This window comes from Pacificoceanicola algae (genome assembly GCF_049341065.1).
In the GTDB taxonomy this organism is placed as follows: Bacteria; Pseudomonadota; Alphaproteobacteria; order Rhodobacterales; family Rhodobacteraceae; genus Pacificoceanicola.
On sequence record NZ_JBMPIX010000002.1, the window covers coordinates 190,564 to 207,049 of the forward strand.

17 protein-coding genes are annotated in these 16,486 nt (G+C 60.1%); 3 read left to right on the top strand and 14 right to left on the bottom strand.

The window, feature by feature from the left end:
• The first annotated feature begins 347 nt into the window (after window positions 1-347).
• On the top strand, window positions 348-1,367 hold the full coding sequence (locus tag ACOYQJ_RS03435) for a calcium-binding protein (protein ID WP_422904875.1): 1,020 nt from the start codon (window positions 348-350) through the stop codon (window positions 1,365-1,367).
• Window positions 1,368-1,430: 63 nt separating this feature from the next.
• Here the strand turns inward: ACOYQJ_RS03435 and ACOYQJ_RS03440 are convergent, their stop codons facing one another.
• The 5 genes from ACOYQJ_RS03440 to ACOYQJ_RS03460 are packed head-to-tail and all read right to left on the bottom strand — an operon-like array spanning window position 1,431 to window position 4,681.
• Window positions 1,431-1,787 (bottom strand): hypothetical protein, encoded by a 357-nt coding sequence (locus tag ACOYQJ_RS03440; protein WP_422904607.1) that lies wholly within the window; start codon window positions 1,785-1,787, stop codon window positions 1,431-1,433.
• 54 nt (window positions 1,788-1,841) lie between these two features.
• Window positions 1,842-2,849 (bottom strand): endonuclease/exonuclease/phosphatase family protein, encoded by a 1,008-nt coding sequence (locus ACOYQJ_RS03445; protein ID WP_422904608.1) that lies wholly within the window; start codon window positions 2,847-2,849, stop codon window positions 1,842-1,844.
• Window positions 2,850-2,857: 8 nt separating this feature from the next.
• The gene (locus ACOYQJ_RS03450) at window positions 2,858-3,541 is read right to left on the bottom strand and encodes a TerB family tellurite resistance protein (RefSeq protein ID WP_422904609.1); all 684 of its coding nucleotides are present in this window, start codon (window positions 3,539-3,541) and stop codon (window positions 2,858-2,860) included.
• A gap of 43 nt (window positions 3,542-3,584) precedes the next feature.
• Complete coding sequence (locus ACOYQJ_RS03455) at window positions 3,585-4,064, bottom strand: GNAT family N-acetyltransferase (protein WP_422904876.1); 480 nt, start codon at window positions 4,062-4,064, stop codon at window positions 3,585-3,587.
• A gap of 2 nt (window positions 4,065-4,066) precedes the next feature.
• Window positions 4,067-4,681, bottom strand: coding sequence for a VOC family protein (locus ACOYQJ_RS03460; RefSeq protein ID WP_422904610.1), 615 nt, complete (start codon window positions 4,679-4,681; stop codon window positions 4,067-4,069).
• Between the two features lie 142 nt (window positions 4,682-4,823).
• Between ACOYQJ_RS03460 and nhaA the strand changes: the two genes are divergently transcribed.
• The gene (gene nhaA / locus ACOYQJ_RS03465) at window positions 4,824-6,014 is read left to right on the top strand and encodes a Na+/H+ antiporter NhaA (RefSeq protein WP_422904611.1); all 1,191 of its coding nucleotides are present in this window, start codon (window positions 4,824-4,826) and stop codon (window positions 6,012-6,014) included.
• 92 nt (window positions 6,015-6,106) lie between these two features.
• Here nhaA and scpA read toward each other — a convergent pair whose 3' ends face one another.
• A complete protein-coding gene (gene scpA / locus ACOYQJ_RS03470) occupies window positions 6,107-8,239 on the bottom strand; it encodes a methylmalonyl-CoA mutase (RefSeq protein WP_422904877.1) in 2,133 nt (710 codons plus the stop codon).
• Complete coding sequence (locus ACOYQJ_RS03475; RefSeq protein ID WP_422904612.1) at window positions 8,202-9,137, bottom strand: hypothetical protein; 936 nt, start codon at window positions 9,135-9,137, stop codon at window positions 8,202-8,204. Before ACOYQJ_RS03475 ends, scpA begins: the two co-directional genes overlap by 38 nt.
• A gap of 166 nt (window positions 9,138-9,303) precedes the next feature.
• On the opposite strand from ACOYQJ_RS03475, the gene ACOYQJ_RS03480 reads away from it, so the two are divergent.
• A complete protein-coding gene (locus tag ACOYQJ_RS03480; protein ID WP_422904613.1) occupies window positions 9,304-9,765 on the top strand; it encodes a DUF4174 domain-containing protein in 462 nt (153 codons plus the stop codon).
• Between the two features lies 1 nt (window position 9,766).
• Here the strand turns inward: ACOYQJ_RS03480 and ACOYQJ_RS03485 are convergent, their stop codons facing one another.
• From ACOYQJ_RS03485 to ACOYQJ_RS03515, 7 genes are all read right to left on the bottom strand, one after another.
• Window positions 9,767-10,288 (bottom strand): hypothetical protein, encoded by a 522-nt coding sequence (locus ACOYQJ_RS03485; RefSeq protein WP_422904614.1) that lies wholly within the window; start codon window positions 10,286-10,288, stop codon window positions 9,767-9,769.
• A 97-nt stretch (window positions 10,289-10,385) separates the two neighbouring features.
• Complete coding sequence (locus ACOYQJ_RS03490; protein WP_422904615.1) at window positions 10,386-12,386, bottom strand: acetyl-CoA carboxylase biotin carboxylase subunit; 2,001 nt, start codon at window positions 12,384-12,386, stop codon at window positions 10,386-10,388.
• Window positions 12,387-12,523: 137 nt separating this feature from the next.
• Complete coding sequence (locus ACOYQJ_RS03495; protein ID WP_422904616.1) at window positions 12,524-12,736, bottom strand: hypothetical protein; 213 nt, start codon at window positions 12,734-12,736, stop codon at window positions 12,524-12,526.
• Between the two features lie 307 nt (window positions 12,737-13,043).
• Entirely contained in the window at window positions 13,044-13,403 is a 360-nt protein-coding gene (locus ACOYQJ_RS03500) for a hypothetical protein (RefSeq protein ID WP_422904617.1), read from the bottom strand.
• A gap of 150 nt (window positions 13,404-13,553) precedes the next feature.
• Window positions 13,554-13,697, bottom strand: coding sequence for a hypothetical protein (locus ACOYQJ_RS03505; protein ID WP_422904618.1), 144 nt, complete (start codon window positions 13,695-13,697; stop codon window positions 13,554-13,556).
• A 214-nt stretch (window positions 13,698-13,911) separates the two neighbouring features.
• Complete coding sequence (locus ACOYQJ_RS03510; RefSeq protein ID WP_422904619.1) at window positions 13,912-14,256, bottom strand: DUF6497 family protein; 345 nt, start codon at window positions 14,254-14,256, stop codon at window positions 13,912-13,914.
• A gap of 528 nt (window positions 14,257-14,784) precedes the next feature.
• Window positions 14,785-16,317 (bottom strand): acyl-CoA carboxylase subunit beta, encoded by a 1,533-nt coding sequence (locus ACOYQJ_RS03515; protein ID WP_422904620.1) that lies wholly within the window; start codon window positions 16,315-16,317, stop codon window positions 14,785-14,787.
• Window positions 16,318-16,486 lie beyond the last annotated feature (169 nt).

Below are 16,486 nucleotides of genomic sequence, written 5' to 3' on the forward strand. Positions count from 1 at the left end.
GCATGGATTGAATACGCTTTTCGGCTGTTTCAACCCGTGCGTCTGAAAGCGCCGCAGCTTTGGAGAATCACTTTTCCGCGTCGCCGAAAAATTACAGTTTTGACGGGTTAAGCGCCTCAAATAATGGCGCTTTTACAAAATAAACTCCCATCCACAAGCGTCTTTGAGCCCCCTCTCACAATCTGCAACAATCTGTTTCAATTGAATTTTGCGGAGAGCGATCACATTTTCTGAAAACGTAAGGATTTGTCTACTTTTCCAAGTAGGGCAAATATCTTTGCGTCTAATTACCTCTTCAAAGGATTTTTGGTTATGGCAGCTGGTGCAACAGGTTCTAACGACAATCTATCAGGTACAGGTGGCAACGATGTCATCGACCTGAAAATGGCAATGACACTTACTTCGGCTTGGCGGGAGACGACAGCGTTTTAGGTGGTGCGGGCTTTGACGTGCTTTGGGGCCAAGCGGGCAACGACACCCTGAAGGGTGGCGATGACAACGACTTTATTGACGGCGGCGACGACGACGACTTTATCCTCGGCGAGCTTGGCGACGACACCATCTATGGTCAGGGCGGCAACGACAGCATTTATGGTGGTCTGGGCAAAAACACCGTCTACGGCGGAGATGGTCTGGACTTCATCACAGTCGGAAGCAACGACGATATCGTCTTTGGCGAAGCCGGGGCCGATTCCATCCTTGGCAACGCCGGGAACGATGTTCTCGACGGTGGCGATGGCGCGGATACCATCAATGGCGGCAACGGCGCGGATAACATTATCGGTGGTCTTGGGGACGACAGTATCTTCGGTGGCATTGGCGTTGATACAATTCTTTCCGGAGAAGGGGCTGACACAGTCTATGGCGGTTCCGGCGACGACGGCGTTATTGGTGGCGGCGGCGACGACCTTTTGTTCGGCGAAGGCGGCGGTGATGTCGTCGCGGGCGGCGCGGGCAGCGACAAGATTTTTGCCGGTGCCGGCAACGATGTTGCGGGCGGCGGTGACGACAACGACACCGTGTCGGGCGGCAGCGGCGACGACTTTGTTGACGGCGGTGCCAGGAATGACCGTGTTCGCGGCGATGATGGCAACGACACGATCAATGGCGGTACGGGCAACGACCTGTTGTTCGGCGGCGCTGGCGCGGACAAGTTCCTGTTCAAGGCAGGTGACGGTTTTGACCGCATCCGCGACTTCGAAGACGGCATTGACGTGATCGACGTCTCTGGTTTCGGCGGAAGTTCCGCGGATCTGGTTCTGACCGACAACCCCCACGGGGTTCTGGTGACCATGGCGGGCGAAGAACTCATCTTGATCGAAGGCGAAACCACCGCGACGATCGACGCGTCGGACTTCATATTCTAAACCTCTGCCCTATCGCAGAAACGACAAAGGCCCGCAGCGATGCGGGCCTTTTGCTTTTTGGGATCAGAGCTCGATCTCTTCGTTTTCTTCAGCCATTTCCTGTTCCGTCTTCTTGCGCAGGATAATGTCGCCGTTGGGCAGCATTTCGGGCGGGTGATAGACCGACCAGTCTTCGACTTTTCCCACCAGATCCTTGAGCGCAGGACCCATCTCGGCGGCGAAATCGTTGAGAAAAGGCTGGATTTCCTGCGCCATACCTTCGAGGTCTTGCAAGGCAGGTTCCATTTCGGACATGAGGCCGCGCAGGAACATCTGCACGCCCTCTTCCATCAGGCTGAAGCCATCCTCGTCAGCGTCTTGCGCGGCAAGCGGTGTCGCAACAAGCGCGAGGGCAATAAGCGGGGCGGCAAACTGTTTCATAGCCCGAATATAGGCCATCTCAGGCAGTTTGATAAGAGAGCCGCCTGCCCGGCGTCAAAGATCAATGTCCAGCGTCACCGGGAAATGGTCCGAGGCGGTCAGCAAAGCCTGATGCAGCTCGGGCGTGGACCAGCACGCCGGATCATCAAACGGATGCCAGATCCGCCACTTGGGCAACAAGGCGCGCAGGTCTTCAGAGACCATGATATAGTCCAGCAAGGCCTGCAGATACCGCTTTTCCGAGGACAGGTAGAACCGCGCTGTCGTCGGTTGTGCGCTGATCCGGCTTGCCAAAGCGCATTCCGCGTGCGGATCGTACAGCGGCGGACCACCGTCACCGGCGATAATTTCGACCGAGCTGCGCCCAAAGAGGTTCTCGTACTGGTCAAGGCCGGGACCGTCGTTCAGATCGCCCATCAGGATCAGACTTTCACCTGCGGACAAATGCGCCTCGATCCGTTGGCGCAGCCAGATCGCCTGCGCCAGTTGCTTGCGGCGGTTGGCTATCGACAACTGCATGACCTCGTCCCGCCCGCGCGCACCGTGGGGGGCCTTGGATTTCAGGTGTGCCCCGATGATCCGCAGATCACGCCCCGACGTCGTCTGCACGGCCAATTCCAGCGGCGGCTTGGAAAACACGACGTGATCGTGGGTCGCATCGATGTCGAGATCGATGTCAAAAACCCTGTCGAACCGCGGCGGAACGCTGTCGGCTCCGCCCTGCGGATCATGGCGCGCGGTCAGAACATAGGGGTCATACAGCAGTGCGATTTCCTGCTGAGTGTCGTTGACAAAACCCGTGACAATCGCGCGTGTGCGCAGATCATAGGCCTCGACAAAGCTGTTCAGGGCGCGTGAGGTGCTGCGGCGGGAATTGGTGTCGGGCGCTTCGATCAGCATGATCGCGTCGGCATTCATCGCGGTAAAAACGATGCCCAGCGCCTCGGCCTGCATTTGGCGCGTGATATTGTGCCGCGCAGACCAGCCGCCATCGGCCAAAAGTCGCCCCCTGTCGTCAAAAAGCGAATCGAACCACTCGACGTTATAGGTGGCCAACCGCAACGGCGGTCTCAGGCTGTCTCTCGCGCGGAAATCTCTTTCCAGGCGCGGTTGATGTCGACCAGACGTTTTTGCGACAGTTGCACCGCCTCTTCCGGCACGCCGCGGGCGATCATCACATCCGGATGGCTTTCGCGAACCAACTGACGATAATGCTTGCGGATCGCCTCAAGCGGCATGTCATGCGTTACGCCAAGCACCGTATAGGGGTCTTGATCCGCATTCGGGACAAAGCGCGCGCGCACCGCCATGAACCGGGCCTTCTCCATGCCGAAAATCTCGGCGACCCGCTCCAGGAAGGCGTCTTCATTGGGGTGGTATTGTCCATCCGCCATGGCGATATGGAACAACCCCTCCATCAAGTCGCACAGCGTGGGCGAGCCTGTTCCAAACATCTTCTCGATCCGCATGGCGTATTCTTCGAAACCCGCAACGTCCTGACGTGCAAGGTTAAAAACCTTGGCCGCCCCGGCTTCGTCTTCGGGGGCGATGGCGAACACCTCGCGGAAGGCGCTGACCTCATCGCGGGTGACAAGCCCATCGGCCTTGGCCATCTTGGCGGACAAGGCGATCACCGCGATGGTAAAGGCGATGGTCCGCTCGGGCGGGCTGCGAAGATGTTCAAAGACAGCCGCCAGGCCTTCGCCTTTGGTCAGCGAAGCAATGGCACTGGTGATGCGGGTCCAAATCGACATGAGGACAGTTTACGACTTTGGACGGGAACTGTCAGGCCCGGTTTCACAGAATTTTCTGCATCAGCACAAGATCCATCCAGCGACCGAACTTGAAACCGACCTCGGGCAATCGCGCAATCTCGGTGAACCCCACCGCGCGGTGAAAAGTGACACCGCCCGGGTTTTCACCGCTGACCCCGGCCCAAAGCGAATGCGCGCCCTGCCCGCGCAACGCCTGCTCCAACGCCTGCATCAACCTGCGGCCAGCGCCCTGCCCGCGCGCCTCTGCGGACAGTTGCACGGAGTGCTCGTAGGTATGAGCATAGCCCGGCCCGCCTCGAAACTGGAAGGCGGTGGCAAAGCCGCAAACCTGCCCGCCTTGTTCAGCCACAAGAAAAAGCGGGCCGCGGTGCGCGATATCGGCAGCGATCCCCGCGCAGGTCTTGCGCTCGGTGGTGAAGGTGATGGCCGTGTGGTCGATGACATCGTTCCAGATTGCCGCGATCTGCGATGCATCGCGGTCCTTGGCGGGCCGGATGACCATGGTCACAGAACGATCTCCTCGCCGTCGACAGCGATCCGTGCGGCAAGCCCCGGTTCCTCGGCCTGTTCAAAACGCACCAGCGGTGCATCAAGCAACGGCTCCAGAAGCGCGCCCAGGGCCGCGGCCTCCGGGTGTCGGACTGTCAACGCCTTCAACTCCAAAGACCCCGATGACATGGCCTTTCCCGGCGCTGGCACATCGCCCAGCCACTGGATAAAGGCAGGGAACATCCCATCAAACGGCAACTCCCCGTCCAGTGGCACTGCCATGGTCCAACTGAGCGCCCCGCGCGTCAGTTCCACCTTGCGGCCCGCCATGGGAAGCGCCTCAAGCGCGGCGTCCATATCGGGGACGCGGCAAATCCATTTGTTCAGCTTTGCAGGTCCAAGAAACGTATCGAGCCCGAACCAACGCGCATCCGGCGGCGGCAGCGCGCCGGGATCAATCGCGATGGCCTCGATGTAAAGCTGCGGCGCCATGCCCAAAAGCTGATTGTGGGTACCAAAGCGTGCGTGATTGCCACCCGGCAACATCGGCAGACCAAAGGCTCTCTCGATCAGCTCGACCGCCTCCTCCAGGGACTCGCCAAGTACCGCGATATGGTCCAGTTCCAACATGCCTGTGCCTGAAAAATGAAGAACCTGAGCACGATAGGCCAGCCTTTGGCCCCCGCCTAGACTGAATTTCCTCTCCAACTCTTGAAAAATCGCATTCCGAGGACATGTTACCTCAAATTACCTGATAAAAATGGAGGGACATATGCTCTTGCGTGCCATCGACCGGTTCTTCAGTCACGAAGCTTCCGGCGGTATTCTTTTGATGCTGGCTGCCGTTGCGGCCATGATCATCGCCAACTCTGGCCTCGCCGGGGTTTATGATGGCGCCTTGGGCAGTTATCTGGCCGTCACCCTGAACGGAGAGGGGCTGCAAAAGCCGCTGATCCTGTGGATCAACGACGGCTTGATGGCGATCTTCTTCTTCCTGATCGGCCTCGAGTTGAAGGCCGAGCTTTTGGAGGGCAAGCTCAAGCGCCCTTCGGACGTGGTTTTGCCGGGAATGGCCGCTGTTGGCGGTATGGTCCTGCCCGCGCTGGTCTTCCTTGCGTTCAACCTTGGCAACGCTGCCACCGTGACCGGCTGGGCGATTCCGGCAGCCACGGACATCGCTTTTGCCTTGGGCGTACTGGCCCTCGTCGGTGACCGCGTGCCCTCCTCGCTCAAGATCTTCCTGCTGACGCTGGCGATCTTGGACGACATGGGTGCGATCATCATCATCGCTTTGTTCTACACGGCCGAACTGAAGGTCGATTACCTCTATCTGGCGCTGATCCCTGCGGCGATCATGTTCTGGCTGAACGCCAAAGGCGCGCACCGCGTGGCGCCAATCCTGCTGCTGGGCGTGGTCATGTGGTTCTTTGTCCTGAAATCGGGCGTGCATGCCACGCTGGCAGGGGTCGTCACCGCCTTTTTCATCCCGCTCAAGGACAAGTGGGGCAAATCCCCGCTGCATGCGCTGGAACACGCCCTGTCGCCCTATGTGCTCTACTTCATCATCCCGGTCTTCGCTTTTGCCAATGCGGGCGTCGTGTTGAAGGGCCTCAGCTTTTCCGATCTCTTCGCTCCCCTGCCGCTTGGCATTGCGCTGGGTTTGATCATTGGCAAGCAGATCGGCGTCTTTGGCGTCACCTTTGTCATGGTCAAAATGGGACTGGCGCGAATGCCTTCTGGGGCCACATGGGCGCAGATCTACGGCATCGCCTGTCTTGCGGGCATCGGTTTTACCATGTCGCTGTTCATCGGCTCGCTCAGCTACAGCGATGCGACCCTGATGAACGAAGTGCGGCTTGGGGTGCTGGCGGGGTCGGTGATCTCGGGCATTCTGGGATACACGGCGTTGCGCCTGTCGACCTCACCAGCCGAGTCCAAGAGTGAGCCTGCCCCTGCGGAATAATGCCCAAGTCATGAACGCGGCCAGCTCGTTTTGGCCGAGATGAAAAAAGCGCGCCCCATCGGGGCGCGCAGATCGTTTCAAGGTCAGCAATCTCAGGATTTGCGGGTTTCGCGGATGATCCGTAAAATGTCCTGCGCCGCGTCGGGGATGTTCGTCCCTGGGCCGAAGATCGCCTTGACCCCCGCATTGTACAGGAATTCATAGTCCTGATGCGGGATCACCCCGCCGCAGATCACGATGATGTCCCCCGCGCCCTGCGCCTTGAGTTCCTCGACCAATTGCGGCGCAAGCGTCTTGTGCCCTGCCGCCTGAGACGAAATCCCGATCACATGCACATCGTTGTCGATGGCATCCTGCGCCGCTTCGGCCGGGGTCTGGAACAGCGGGCCAACATCGACGTCAAAGCCGATGTCAGCAAAGGCCGTGGCAATCACCTTGGCGCCCCGGTCGTGACCGTCCTGCCCCATCTTGACCACCAGCATACGCGGCCGGCGACCTTCGTCCTCGGCGAACTGATCGACCGCTTTTTGGATCGCGGCAAAGCCTTCGTCGCCTTCATAAGCGGCACCATAGACACCCGCCAAAGTCTTGACCTCGGCGCGGTGACGGCCGAATTCCTTTTCCATCGCCATGCTGATTTCTCCTACAGAGGCACGCGCCCGGGCAGCTTCGACCGCTGCTTCCAGAAGATTGCCTCCCTCTTTGGCGCGGCGGGTCAATTCATCGAGCGCTGCCTGACAGGCGGCCTCATCGCGAGTGGCACGGATCTTTTCAAGACGCGCAACCTGACCGATCCGGACCTTGGCATTGTCGATATCAAGAATGTCGAGATCGTCTTCCTTGCCCAGCTTATATTTGTTGACGCCGACGATCACATCGGTGCCGCGGTCAATATCTGCCTGACGCCGCGCCGCGGTCTCTTCGATCCGCAGTTTGGGCATGCCGGATTCAACCGCCTTGGTCATGCCGCCCATCTCATCGACTTCGGCGATCAGCTTCCACGCCTCTTCCGCCAGATCATGGGTCAGCTTTTCGACGTAATACGACCCGGCCAGCGGATCGACCACATTGGTCACGCCGGTTTCTTCCTGAAGGATCAGCTGGGTGTTGCGGGCGATGCGGGCGCTGAAGTCGGTTGGCAAGGCGATCGCCTCGTCCAGCGCGTTGGTGTGCAGCGATTGTGTGCCCCCCAGAACCGCCGACATCGCCTCGTAGGCGGTGCGGATCACATTGTTATAGGGGTCCTGTTCGGTCAGCGACACGCCCGAGGTCTGGCAATGGGTGCGCAGCATCTTGGAGCGGTCGTTCTTGGCGCCAAGCTCGGTCATGATCCGGTGCCACAGCATCCGCGCCGCGCGCAGCTTGGCCACTTCCATGAAGAAATTCTTGCCGATGGCAAAGAAGAACGACAGCCGGCCTGCGAATTTGTCGATATCCATGCCCGCCTCGATGGCGGTTTTGACGTATTCCTTGCCGTCCGCGAGCGTATAGGCCAGCTCTTGCACCAAGGAGGCGCCAGCCTCTTGCATGTGGTAGCCCGAGATCGAGATGCTGTTGAACCTGGGCATCTCGTTCGAGGTATATTCGATGATATCCGAGATGATCCGCATCGAAGGTGCAGGCGGATAGATATAGGTGTTGCGCACCATGAATTCCTTCAGAATGTCATTCTGAATGGTGCCCGACAGGATCGCCTTGTCATGGCCCTGCTCTTCGCCGGTGACGATAAAATTGGCGAGGATCGGAATCACCGCGCCGTTCATCGTCATCGAGACGCTGACCTTGTCCAGCGGGATGCCGTCGAACAGGATTTTCATATCCTCAACGCTGTCGATGGCCACACCGGCCTTGCCGACATCGCCCACCACGCGGGGGTGGTCGCTGTCATAGCCGCGGTGCGTCGCCAGATCGAAAGCGACCGAGACGCCCTGCTGCCCGGCGTCCAGCGCCTTGCGATAAAAGGCGTTGCTTTCCTCGGCGGTCGAGAACCCCGCATACTGGCGGATGGTCCAGGGGCGCCCGGCGTACATTGTCGCTTTTACCCCACGCGTGAAGGGGCCGACCCCGGGCAGGCTGCCCATATGCGGCAGATCCTTCGTGTCGTCTTCGGTGTAAAGCGGCTTGACCTCGATGCCTTCCAGCGTGTGCCAGGTCAGGTCGTCCACAGTGCGGCCGCGCAGTTCCTTTTCAGCGAGTTGGCGCCAGTCTTCGGGCAGATCCGTCATCATTTTGTCCTCTCTTGTCGAGTCCCGCGACCAGCTGTATCGCCGGTTTTGCAGGCTCTGGGTCCTCTGTCAGTCGGGCCAGACCATCGGCCCCGGCGCGCAGCCAGAACAGATCGTCGGCATAGGTCTCGCGCAGTCGCGCGGCCTGAATGTCGGTGAAGGGGTTCCAGCGCCCCTCACCTTCGGGCAGCTGGCTTGGGTCCTGACCGCGATCTTCCAGAACCTCGCGCAGTTCGGGAAGATGCGGGCACTGGTTGACCCAGAATTCACCATGCGCGGCCATTTGCGGGAAAAACGACCCGCTCATCTCGGCCAGCAGCCGGTCGGGGCGCGGGCCAAAGCGCTCGAAGGGCGAGACAAGGATTTCCGACCCCGGGCAGGCACAGGCCAGATCGGTGATCACATGGCGCCAACTGCGCACGCTGGTCGAGATAAGCTCAAGCGCGGCCTCTGGCGGGATGCCGCCACCGCGCGGGATCAGATAGGCCATCGATGACGCCCACCAGCTTTCAAGCGATCTGATTTGCAGCACGACCCGGCGCACCGGGCTAAAGGCCCCATGCAGCCGCGCCATACGCTCACCGACTTCAGGGTACAGCAGGCGCGCACGCAGACAACGGCGCACAGATCCGATCATATTCTCGTCCGAGACGATCAGAATCGTCGCGCCGTTGCGTTCAGCCCCCCGCAGGTTCAGTTGCACGCGGCCTATAGCCCGGCGCGCTTGTTCAGGTGACACAGGGCGGTCAGCCACGCCATGCAGCAGCCCCTTGCGGGTGCGCCCCGGCCCCCAAAAGCCGATGGATCGCGCAGCAAGCTGGCTTTGATTGGCGCGCACGAAGCGCTGAAAACTGGTTGAGCCGGTGCGGTGGGCACCCAGATGCAGAATGACGTCCATTGGCAGCACAGACCTTGCGATGCGCCGGGGTGGCAGCCCCCGGGCCGTTTCGATTGGCTGGCAAGGTGCGCCCGGCACTGTCACGATCTGGTTAAAGGTAAAATTTTCACGGATGGCGGTGGCTTGGCCCTGTGCATAGCCCCGCCCTGCCCCTATATCAGAGTGTATGAAGTCTCTGATCAAAATCGTGTTTTCGGCACTTATCCTGGCGTTGGCCAGCCCCGGCGCGGCCCAGTCGGCAGAAGATATTCTGCCCGACCCGCCGATCATCGAGGCTTCGCAGACCTCATTGGACGATTGGATCTGGTTGAAAAGGCCGGTCGTGGTCTTTGCCGACAATCCGGCCGATCCGCGATATGTCGAGCAGATGCAGCTGATCCTCGAACGCATCGACGCTCTGGTTCTGCGCGATGTGGTGGTGATCACCGACACCGACCCGGCTGCGGGCAGCACCGTCCGCAAGACCCTGCGCCCGCGCGGCTTCATGTTGGTGGTTCTGGCCAAGGACGGCAGTGTCGTCATCCGCAAACCAGCCCCTTGGGATGTGCGCGAAATCAGCCGCTCGATCGACAAGCTGCCGCTGCGCCAGCAAGAGGTGAAGGATAGCCGCGACGTGCTGCGCCGGTAGGTCAGCTTTTTGTACGCATGAAAAACGCGACCTTCGCGGGCCGGTACAGCAGGACCATCGAATAGGTGACCGGATCGTAGATCATCATCGTGTCCGATGACATCAGCACGGTGTAGGCATCTACGGCAAAGGTGTCGTCCATGCAGCGTTTGCCCGGCCCGACAAAGCTGGCCAGCATCCCCAACCCCTTGAACAGGTTGATCGACATCAGTTGTTCCGACACTTGGTTCGGCGTCAGCCCGGGAATGTCGAAGGCCACTGTCCGGCCCTCCTGCAACAACGGGATCGCCGCACGCACCGAATTCATGATCACCGGGCCGCGCGTACGCCGTACTTCCGCCGAGACAACCGCGAACCGCGCCACGGTGCAATCCTTCTCGGAGGTGAACTGCTCGGTCTCTGCAAGGAATATCCACGGCGCCACAATCTTCCGCGCCTCTTGCTCTGTATCGAGCTGGCATGCCGTCAGCCCGACCAAAGCCGTCAGTACACCCAAAGATCGCCGAAAGGTCCGGCCGAGCATGCGCATCCCCTAGAAAGCAAGCTTTCATCACGGTAGCGACGAAGTCTTGAGACTTCGTTGCCTGCGCAGGATATGTGCCCAGCCGGTCCAAACCGGGTTACTCGAATTCCATGATCACATCATCAACGGCAAGGCTGTCGCCCGCCGCCGCGTTGATCTTGGACACGACACCAGACTTTTCGGCGCGCAGGATGTTCTCCATCTTCATCGCTTCGACGGTACACAGTGCCTGACCGTCCTGAACTTCGTCGCCGACCTCGACATTGACCTTCACGATCAGGCCGGGCATCGGGCAAAGCAGCAGTTTCGAGGTATCTGGCGGCAGTTTTTCCGGCATCAGAGACGCCAGTTCGGCTTGGCGCGGCGTGCGCACATGCACCTTCAGGTCGGCGCCACGGGTGCGCAGGCGGAAGCCGTGGGTGATCTTGTCTACCTTCAGAACCAAAGACGCGCCGCCAACGGTCATCGTTGCCAGCGTGTCGCCGGGGGTCCAGTTGCCTTCGACCCGCAAGGTGGAGCCATCCTTGAAGGTCACGGTCGAGCCTTCGTGATCGGCAGCAATCACCACGTCAAAGCTGGTGCCCTGCAGCGCGACATTCCAGTCCTCGCCGACATGACGTTCGTGGTTGTCGATCCGGCCAGAGATCCGCGCCCGGCGAATTTCCGCAACACGATTCATCGCGGCGGCAGCGGCAGCCACGCGGCGCAGCTCGTCCTCACCCAGGGTCACCCCTTCGAAACCGTCGGGATATTCCTCGGCGATAAAGGCTGTGGTCATGTCGCCCGAGACGAACTTGGGGTGGTCCATCACAGCCGCCACGAAGGGCAGGTTGTGGCCGATACCTTCGACCTCAAAGCTGTCGAGCGCATTGCGCATGGTCTCGATCGCCTCGCCGCGTGTGTGGCCCCAAGTGCAAAGCTTGGCGATCATCGGGTCGTAATACATGCTGATTTCGCCGCCTTCGAAGACGCCGGTATCGTTGCGCACAATGCCATCGCCCAGCGGACCTTCGGCGGGCGGACGATAGCGGGTCAGACGGCCAATCGAGGGCAGGAAGTTGCGGTACGGGTCTTCGGCATAAAGGCGATTTTCGATGGCCCAGCCGTTGATCTTCACATCGTCCTGCGTGATCGACAGCGGCTCACCATTGGCCACGCGGATCATCTGCTCCACCAGATCGACGCCGGTGATCAGTTCGGTCACCGGGTGCTCTACCTGCAGGCGCGTGTTCATCTCGAGGAAGTAGAAGTTGCGATCCCCGTCCACGATGAATTCCACCGTACCTGCGGAAGCATAGCCCACGGCCTTGGCCAGTGCGACGGACTGCTCGCCCATCGCCTTGCGCGTCGCCTCATCAAGAAAGGGTGACGGCGCCTCTTCTACAACCTTCTGGTTCCGGCGCTGGATCGAGCATTCGCGCTCGTTGAGATAAATACCATTGCCATGCGCATCGCAGAGCACCTGAATTTCGATGTGACGCGGCTGGGTGACGAACTTTTCGATAAAGATCCGGTCGTCGCCAAAGCTGCTGGCCGCTTCGTTCTTGGAGGACTGAAAGCCTTCACGCGCCTCGTCGTCGTTCCAGGCGATCCGCATACCTTTGCCGCCGCCGCCGGCGCTGGCCTTAATCATCACCGGATAGCCGACCTCGTTCGAGATCTTGACCGCTTCGTCCGCATCTTCGATCAGGCCCATATAGCCCGGAACCGTGCTGACATTGGCCTCTTGGGCGATCTTCTTACTGGTGATCTTGTCACCCATCGCCTCGATGGCTTTCACCGGGGGCCCGATAAAGGCGACGCCTGCGGCCTCCAGCGCCTCGGCGAACTTGGGGTTTTCAGAAAGGAAACCATAGCCCGGGTGCACAGCCTGCGCGCCGGATTGCTTGATGGCCTCCATGATCTTGTCGATCACGATATAGGACTGGTTCGCCTGCGGCGGGCCGATGTGCACCGCCTCGTCGGCCATTTCCACATGCAGCGCGTGTTTGTCCGCGTCGGAATAGACGGCCACGGTCTTGATGCCCATCTTCTGGGCGGTCTTGATGACCCGGCAGGCGATCTCGCCCCGGTTGGCGATTAGGATCTTGTCGAACATGTCTGTCCCCTCTTGTCTATTGGCCCTGCGCGGGCGCGAAAATCGCGGCACAAAAACGCCGCCCACGGGCATGGCCCGGGGCGGCGTCAGAATGCCTGATCGGACGGGGCGCAGCCCGACCGGTTACATGGCGAAAATTATTTGTCTTTGCAGATGCCCGGAGTGAGATCGTCACAGACAACGCCTGCGGCGCCGCCGATTGCGGCCCCTGCGGCGACGTTGTTTCCGGTTGCTGCTGCGGTGGCAGCGCCTGCTCCGGCACCGATAAGACCGCGTTCCAGATCGGTGCCTTCGCACGCGGCGAGACCGGCAAGTGCGAGAATGGCGAAAGTGAAGCTCTTGAGGCGCATGTTATGTTCTCCGTTATCTGCTCAGCCGCACAAAGCGGCGAGTTGCAAGGAACGAACGCCGCCGGGCATTGGGATGTTCCCCGCGTCGAAAAACGCGGGTGCCTGAAAAGGGTGCCGGACGGGCCGCATGGGGACAGACAGCGCCGTCCGGCGAGGGATGGGTCACGCGTGTTTTTGCGACAAGGCGCATTCGGGGACATGCGTGATGGGGCCAGATTGCCCGGCTTTTTCGCACTCGCAAGACCCGGCAACCTGACTGGCAGAGAATGAGCCTTTTCCCGCGCAAATTGATCCAGCGTCGGCATAATCACGCCCAATCCCCCCCTTCGAAAATCTCGGGGAAGGAGGCGCGCGCGGCAGCCTCGTCGATCACCAACATGGCGTCATAGCTTTCGGGGTCGAACGGGTCGTCGTAGGGCAGGACCTCGCGTCCGAACAGCCATGACAAGCGACCGGCATCGAGATTGCCTCGCTCAAACGGCTGGTCGCCGAAATGCGCCCAGAGCGCCGCCATAAAGCCTACGTCCGCCCGTTTGTCCGGCGGGCGACGATCGCGATAGCGTTCGCGCGCAACCAGTGGCGTCACCCCTTTGGGGTTCGCGCGGCGCAGGGTGAATTGATAGTCTGTTCCGGGAAGACGTCCGGGGAAACCGCGGTGCTTCAGCATGCCCCGCCCTCCTGTTCTGGAAATGCGGGAAAATCTGCGCGACGCCTGTCACCAATGGTCAGGTCTGTCGGCCGCGGACCGGGCCAAAGCGCGTCCGGATGGAAACCGGTGCAAAGCGGGACGGGCGAAACCGCCCGCCCCGAAGTCTGCTTACTTGTACTTGCCGGTGTAGACGGGCTCGACGCTGATGGGCTCAGGGTTAACCACGACATACTCTTCTTCTTGCTGGCCGCCACAAGCCGAGAGGCTTGCAACAAAACCCAGCATGGCAAGAAGTTGGATGCTCTTGGACATCTTTCTCTCCTGTCAAGTTCAACGAATTGGGCAAGACGCAAGCGCCTCACCTGTCCCCGTTTCGAGGTTTCGATTGCATGGATGCAATCAGGCCTCAAGATAGCTGCGCGCGTGGGCAAAAGATACGCCCGCCTTTGCAAGCGGCGGCGCTGTGACGGGAAAGCCTCAGAAACTTGTCCACATGAGGAGACGCGCGCAAGATATTGTGGAAACATCAAAAAGCCTCCCAAATGCAGAGGCCGTTTTCGACGCTGTAGCTCTCGAAGAACTGGGTTACATCCGGGTTCATCACGCCGAAATCCACCGGCTCTGCCATCAAGGTGACGACGATCCTGTTCGGCTGCGGGCCGGTCCCAGCAAGTCGAGGGATGGCATAGTCGTTGCACAGCGCCTCCATATCAGAGGCGACGGACATATAGTCCGTGTCAGGATCGGCGATTTTCGGTGCGAGAAAGCGGAACCGATATGTCAGCCCGTCGCCCGGCGCGTCCCAGATCATGTCGTAAAAGTTGACTTCAATACCGGACGGCACCGTGACCGGTTCCGATGCAAGTGTCATGGATGCCAGAAAAATACCCAGGAATGACGCGCAGCCCCGACCCCACCAAGTGAGTCCTCCCGTCGGGGCCGCGCATGTCCCGGGCGCACCCGGGGAAGAATTCCTGCGCTGCACGCTCATCGCGTGCCTCCCTGCGCCCAAGCCAGCCAGCGGGCGCGATGCGCCGGGCTGTCCAGAAGCGCCTGGATCTCAGAGACCATTTGCGACGGGATCGGCTGACTGGGGATGATTCGCCCCCCTGCCGAAACCAAAACGCCTGACTCCGTTGCGTCAACTTGTACCACCGGGGAAAAACCACGCAAGTGCTTAAATGCGCGCCACAAATCCTGGCGGATTTGCCGGGCCAACCGCCCCCGCCGAACCGGCGGAAATGTGCCGCTTGCCACAACATCAAAGTGTGGCGGCCACTGGCGCGCAAGCACATAGGAGTCGGCCCGCCGCGCCTCATACCACCCGCCCCGAAGCAGGCGTGGCAAGGGCCCGTCGGGACCACCATAAATTTGAGCGACAGTCATCATTATCAGACACTTACAGCGGAATATTGTCGTGCTTTTTCCACGGATTCTTGAGCTGTTTGCCACGCAGCATCGCAAAGGCCCGGGCCACCCGCTTGCGCGTCGATTTCGGCTGGATCACCTCGTCGATAAAGCCGCGCTCGGCCGCCACAAAGGGGTTGGCGAAGCGATCTTCGTATTCCGCCGTATGCGCCGCGATCTTGCCAGCATTGCCGAGATCGGCGCGGTGGATGATCTCGGTTGCGCCTTTTGCGCCCATCACGGCGATTTCGGCAGTCGGCCAGGCATAGTTCAGATCGCCGCGCAGGTGCTTGGAGGCCATAACGTCATATGCCCCGCCATAGGCCTTGCGGGTGATCACCGTGACTTTGGGCACGGTCGCTTCGCCATAGGCAAACAGCAGCTTGGCGCCGTGCTTGATGACGCCACCGTATTCCTGACTTGTGCCAGGCAGGAAGCCCGGCACGTCCACGAACGTCAGGATCGGAATTTCGAAGGCATCACAGAAGCGGACAAAGCGCGCGGCCTTGCGTGAACTGTCGATGTCCAGACATCCCGCCAACACCATCGGCTGATTGGCAACGACACCGACAGTCTGACCTTCAAGACGGATGAACCCGGTTATGATGTTCTTTGCGAAATCTTCCTGAATCTCGTAGAAATCCGCCTCGTCCGCGACCTTGAGGATCAGCTCCTTCATGTCGTAGGGCGTATTGGCGTTTTCCGGGATGATGGTGTCGAGGCTGGTCTCGATCCTGTCCACATCGTCAAAGAACGGCCGCACCGGCGGCTTTTCGCGATTGTTGAGCGGCAGGAAATCGACCAGACGACGCACCTCGGCCAGCGCCTCAACGTCGTTCTCAAAGGCGCCATCGGCGACCGAGGATTTCTTGGTATGGGTCGAGGCCCCGCCCAGTTCTTCGGCGGTGACATGTTCGTTGGTGACTGTCTTGACCACGTCGGGGCCGGTGACGAACATGTATGAGCTGTCCTTCACCATAAAGATGAAGTCCGTCATAGCGGGCGAATAAACCGCCCCGCCTGCGCAGGGGCCCATGATGACGGAAATCTGCGGCACCACGCCCGAGGCCATGATGTTGCGCTGGAAAATCTCGGCATAGCCCGCCAACGCATCCACGCCTTCCTGAATACGGGCACCGCCCGAGTCGTTCAGACCGATGACCGGCGCGCCGTTCTGCACCGCCATATCCATGACCTTGCAGATCTTCTGCGCGTGGGTTGCCGAAACCGAGCCACCCAGAACCGTGAAGTCCTGCGAGAAGACATAGACCATACGGCCATTGATCGTGCCCCAGCCGGTCACGACCCCGTCACCATAGGGGCGGTTGTTCTCCATGCCGAAATCGTTGCAGCGGTGGGCGACGAACATGTCGTATTCCTCAAAGCTGCCCTCATCGAGCAGCAGTTCGATCCGTTCGCGTGCGGTCAGCTTGCCCTTGGCGTGCTGCGCGTCGATCCGCTTTTGCCCGCCACCCAGTCGTGCGCCGGTCCGTCGCTCATGCAATTCTGCAAGAATGTCTTTCATCGTCCATCCCTTCCGTTTGGCCTGAAAATACTGGGCAAAGCCCATCACTCAAGGGTTTCTTGGCAAATTTGCAAATTCTGAATAACTACTGACCTGAATATTGCAAAATCGCATATTTCCGCGCAAATCCATTCATAGAATGGACAATTTCAACACGGCGGCGTACCGA

Bases quoted from the DNA above. Each gene is read 5' to 3' on its own strand.
- ACOYQJ_RS03440 (WP_422904607.1), bottom strand. From the start codon at position 1,787: ATGAAACAGTTTGCCGCCCCGCTTATTGCCCTCGCGCTTGTTGCGACA.
- ACOYQJ_RS03450 (WP_422904609.1), bottom strand. From the start codon at position 3,541: ATGTCGATTTGGACCCGCATCACCAGTGCCATTGCTTCGCTGACCAAA.
- ACOYQJ_RS03455 (WP_422904876.1), bottom strand. From the start codon at position 4,064: ATGGTCATCCGGCCCGCCAAGGACCGCGATGCATCGCAGATCGCGGCA.
- ACOYQJ_RS03460 (WP_422904610.1), bottom strand. From the start codon at position 4,681: ATGTTGGAACTGGACCATATCGCGGTACTTGGCGAGTCCCTGGAGGAG.
- nhaA (WP_422904611.1), top strand. From the start codon at position 4,824: ATGCTCTTGCGTGCCATCGACCGGTTCTTCAGTCACGAAGCTTCCGGC.
- scpA (WP_422904877.1), bottom strand. From the start codon at position 8,239: ATGACGGATCTGCCCGAAGACTGGCGCCAACTCGCTGAAAAGGAACTG.
- ACOYQJ_RS03475 (WP_422904612.1), bottom strand. From the start codon at position 9,137: ATGGACGTCATTCTGCATCTGGGTGCCCACCGCACCGGCTCAACCAGT.
- ACOYQJ_RS03480 (WP_422904613.1), top strand. From the start codon at position 9,304: ATGAAGTCTCTGATCAAAATCGTGTTTTCGGCACTTATCCTGGCGTTG.
- ACOYQJ_RS03485 (WP_422904614.1), bottom strand. From the start codon at position 10,288: ATGCTCGGCCGGACCTTTCGGCGATCTTTGGGTGTACTGACGGCTTTG.
- ACOYQJ_RS03490 (WP_422904615.1), bottom strand. From the start codon at position 12,386: ATGTTCGACAAGATCCTAATCGCCAACCGGGGCGAGATCGCCTGCCGG.
- ACOYQJ_RS03495 (WP_422904616.1), bottom strand. From the start codon at position 12,736: ATGCGCCTCAAGAGCTTCACTTTCGCCATTCTCGCACTTGCCGGTCTC.
- ACOYQJ_RS03500 (WP_422904617.1), bottom strand. From the start codon at position 13,403: ATGCTGAAGCACCGCGGTTTCCCCGGACGTCTTCCCGGAACAGACTAT.
- ACOYQJ_RS03505 (WP_422904618.1), bottom strand. From the start codon at position 13,697: ATGTCCAAGAGCATCCAACTTCTTGCCATGCTGGGTTTTGTTGCAAGC.
- ACOYQJ_RS03510 (WP_422904619.1), bottom strand. From the start codon at position 14,256: ATGACACTTGCATCGGAACCGGTCACGGTGCCGTCCGGTATTGAAGTC.
- ACOYQJ_RS03515 (WP_422904620.1), bottom strand. From the start codon at position 16,317: ATGAAAGACATTCTTGCAGAATTGCATGAGCGACGGACCGGCGCACGA.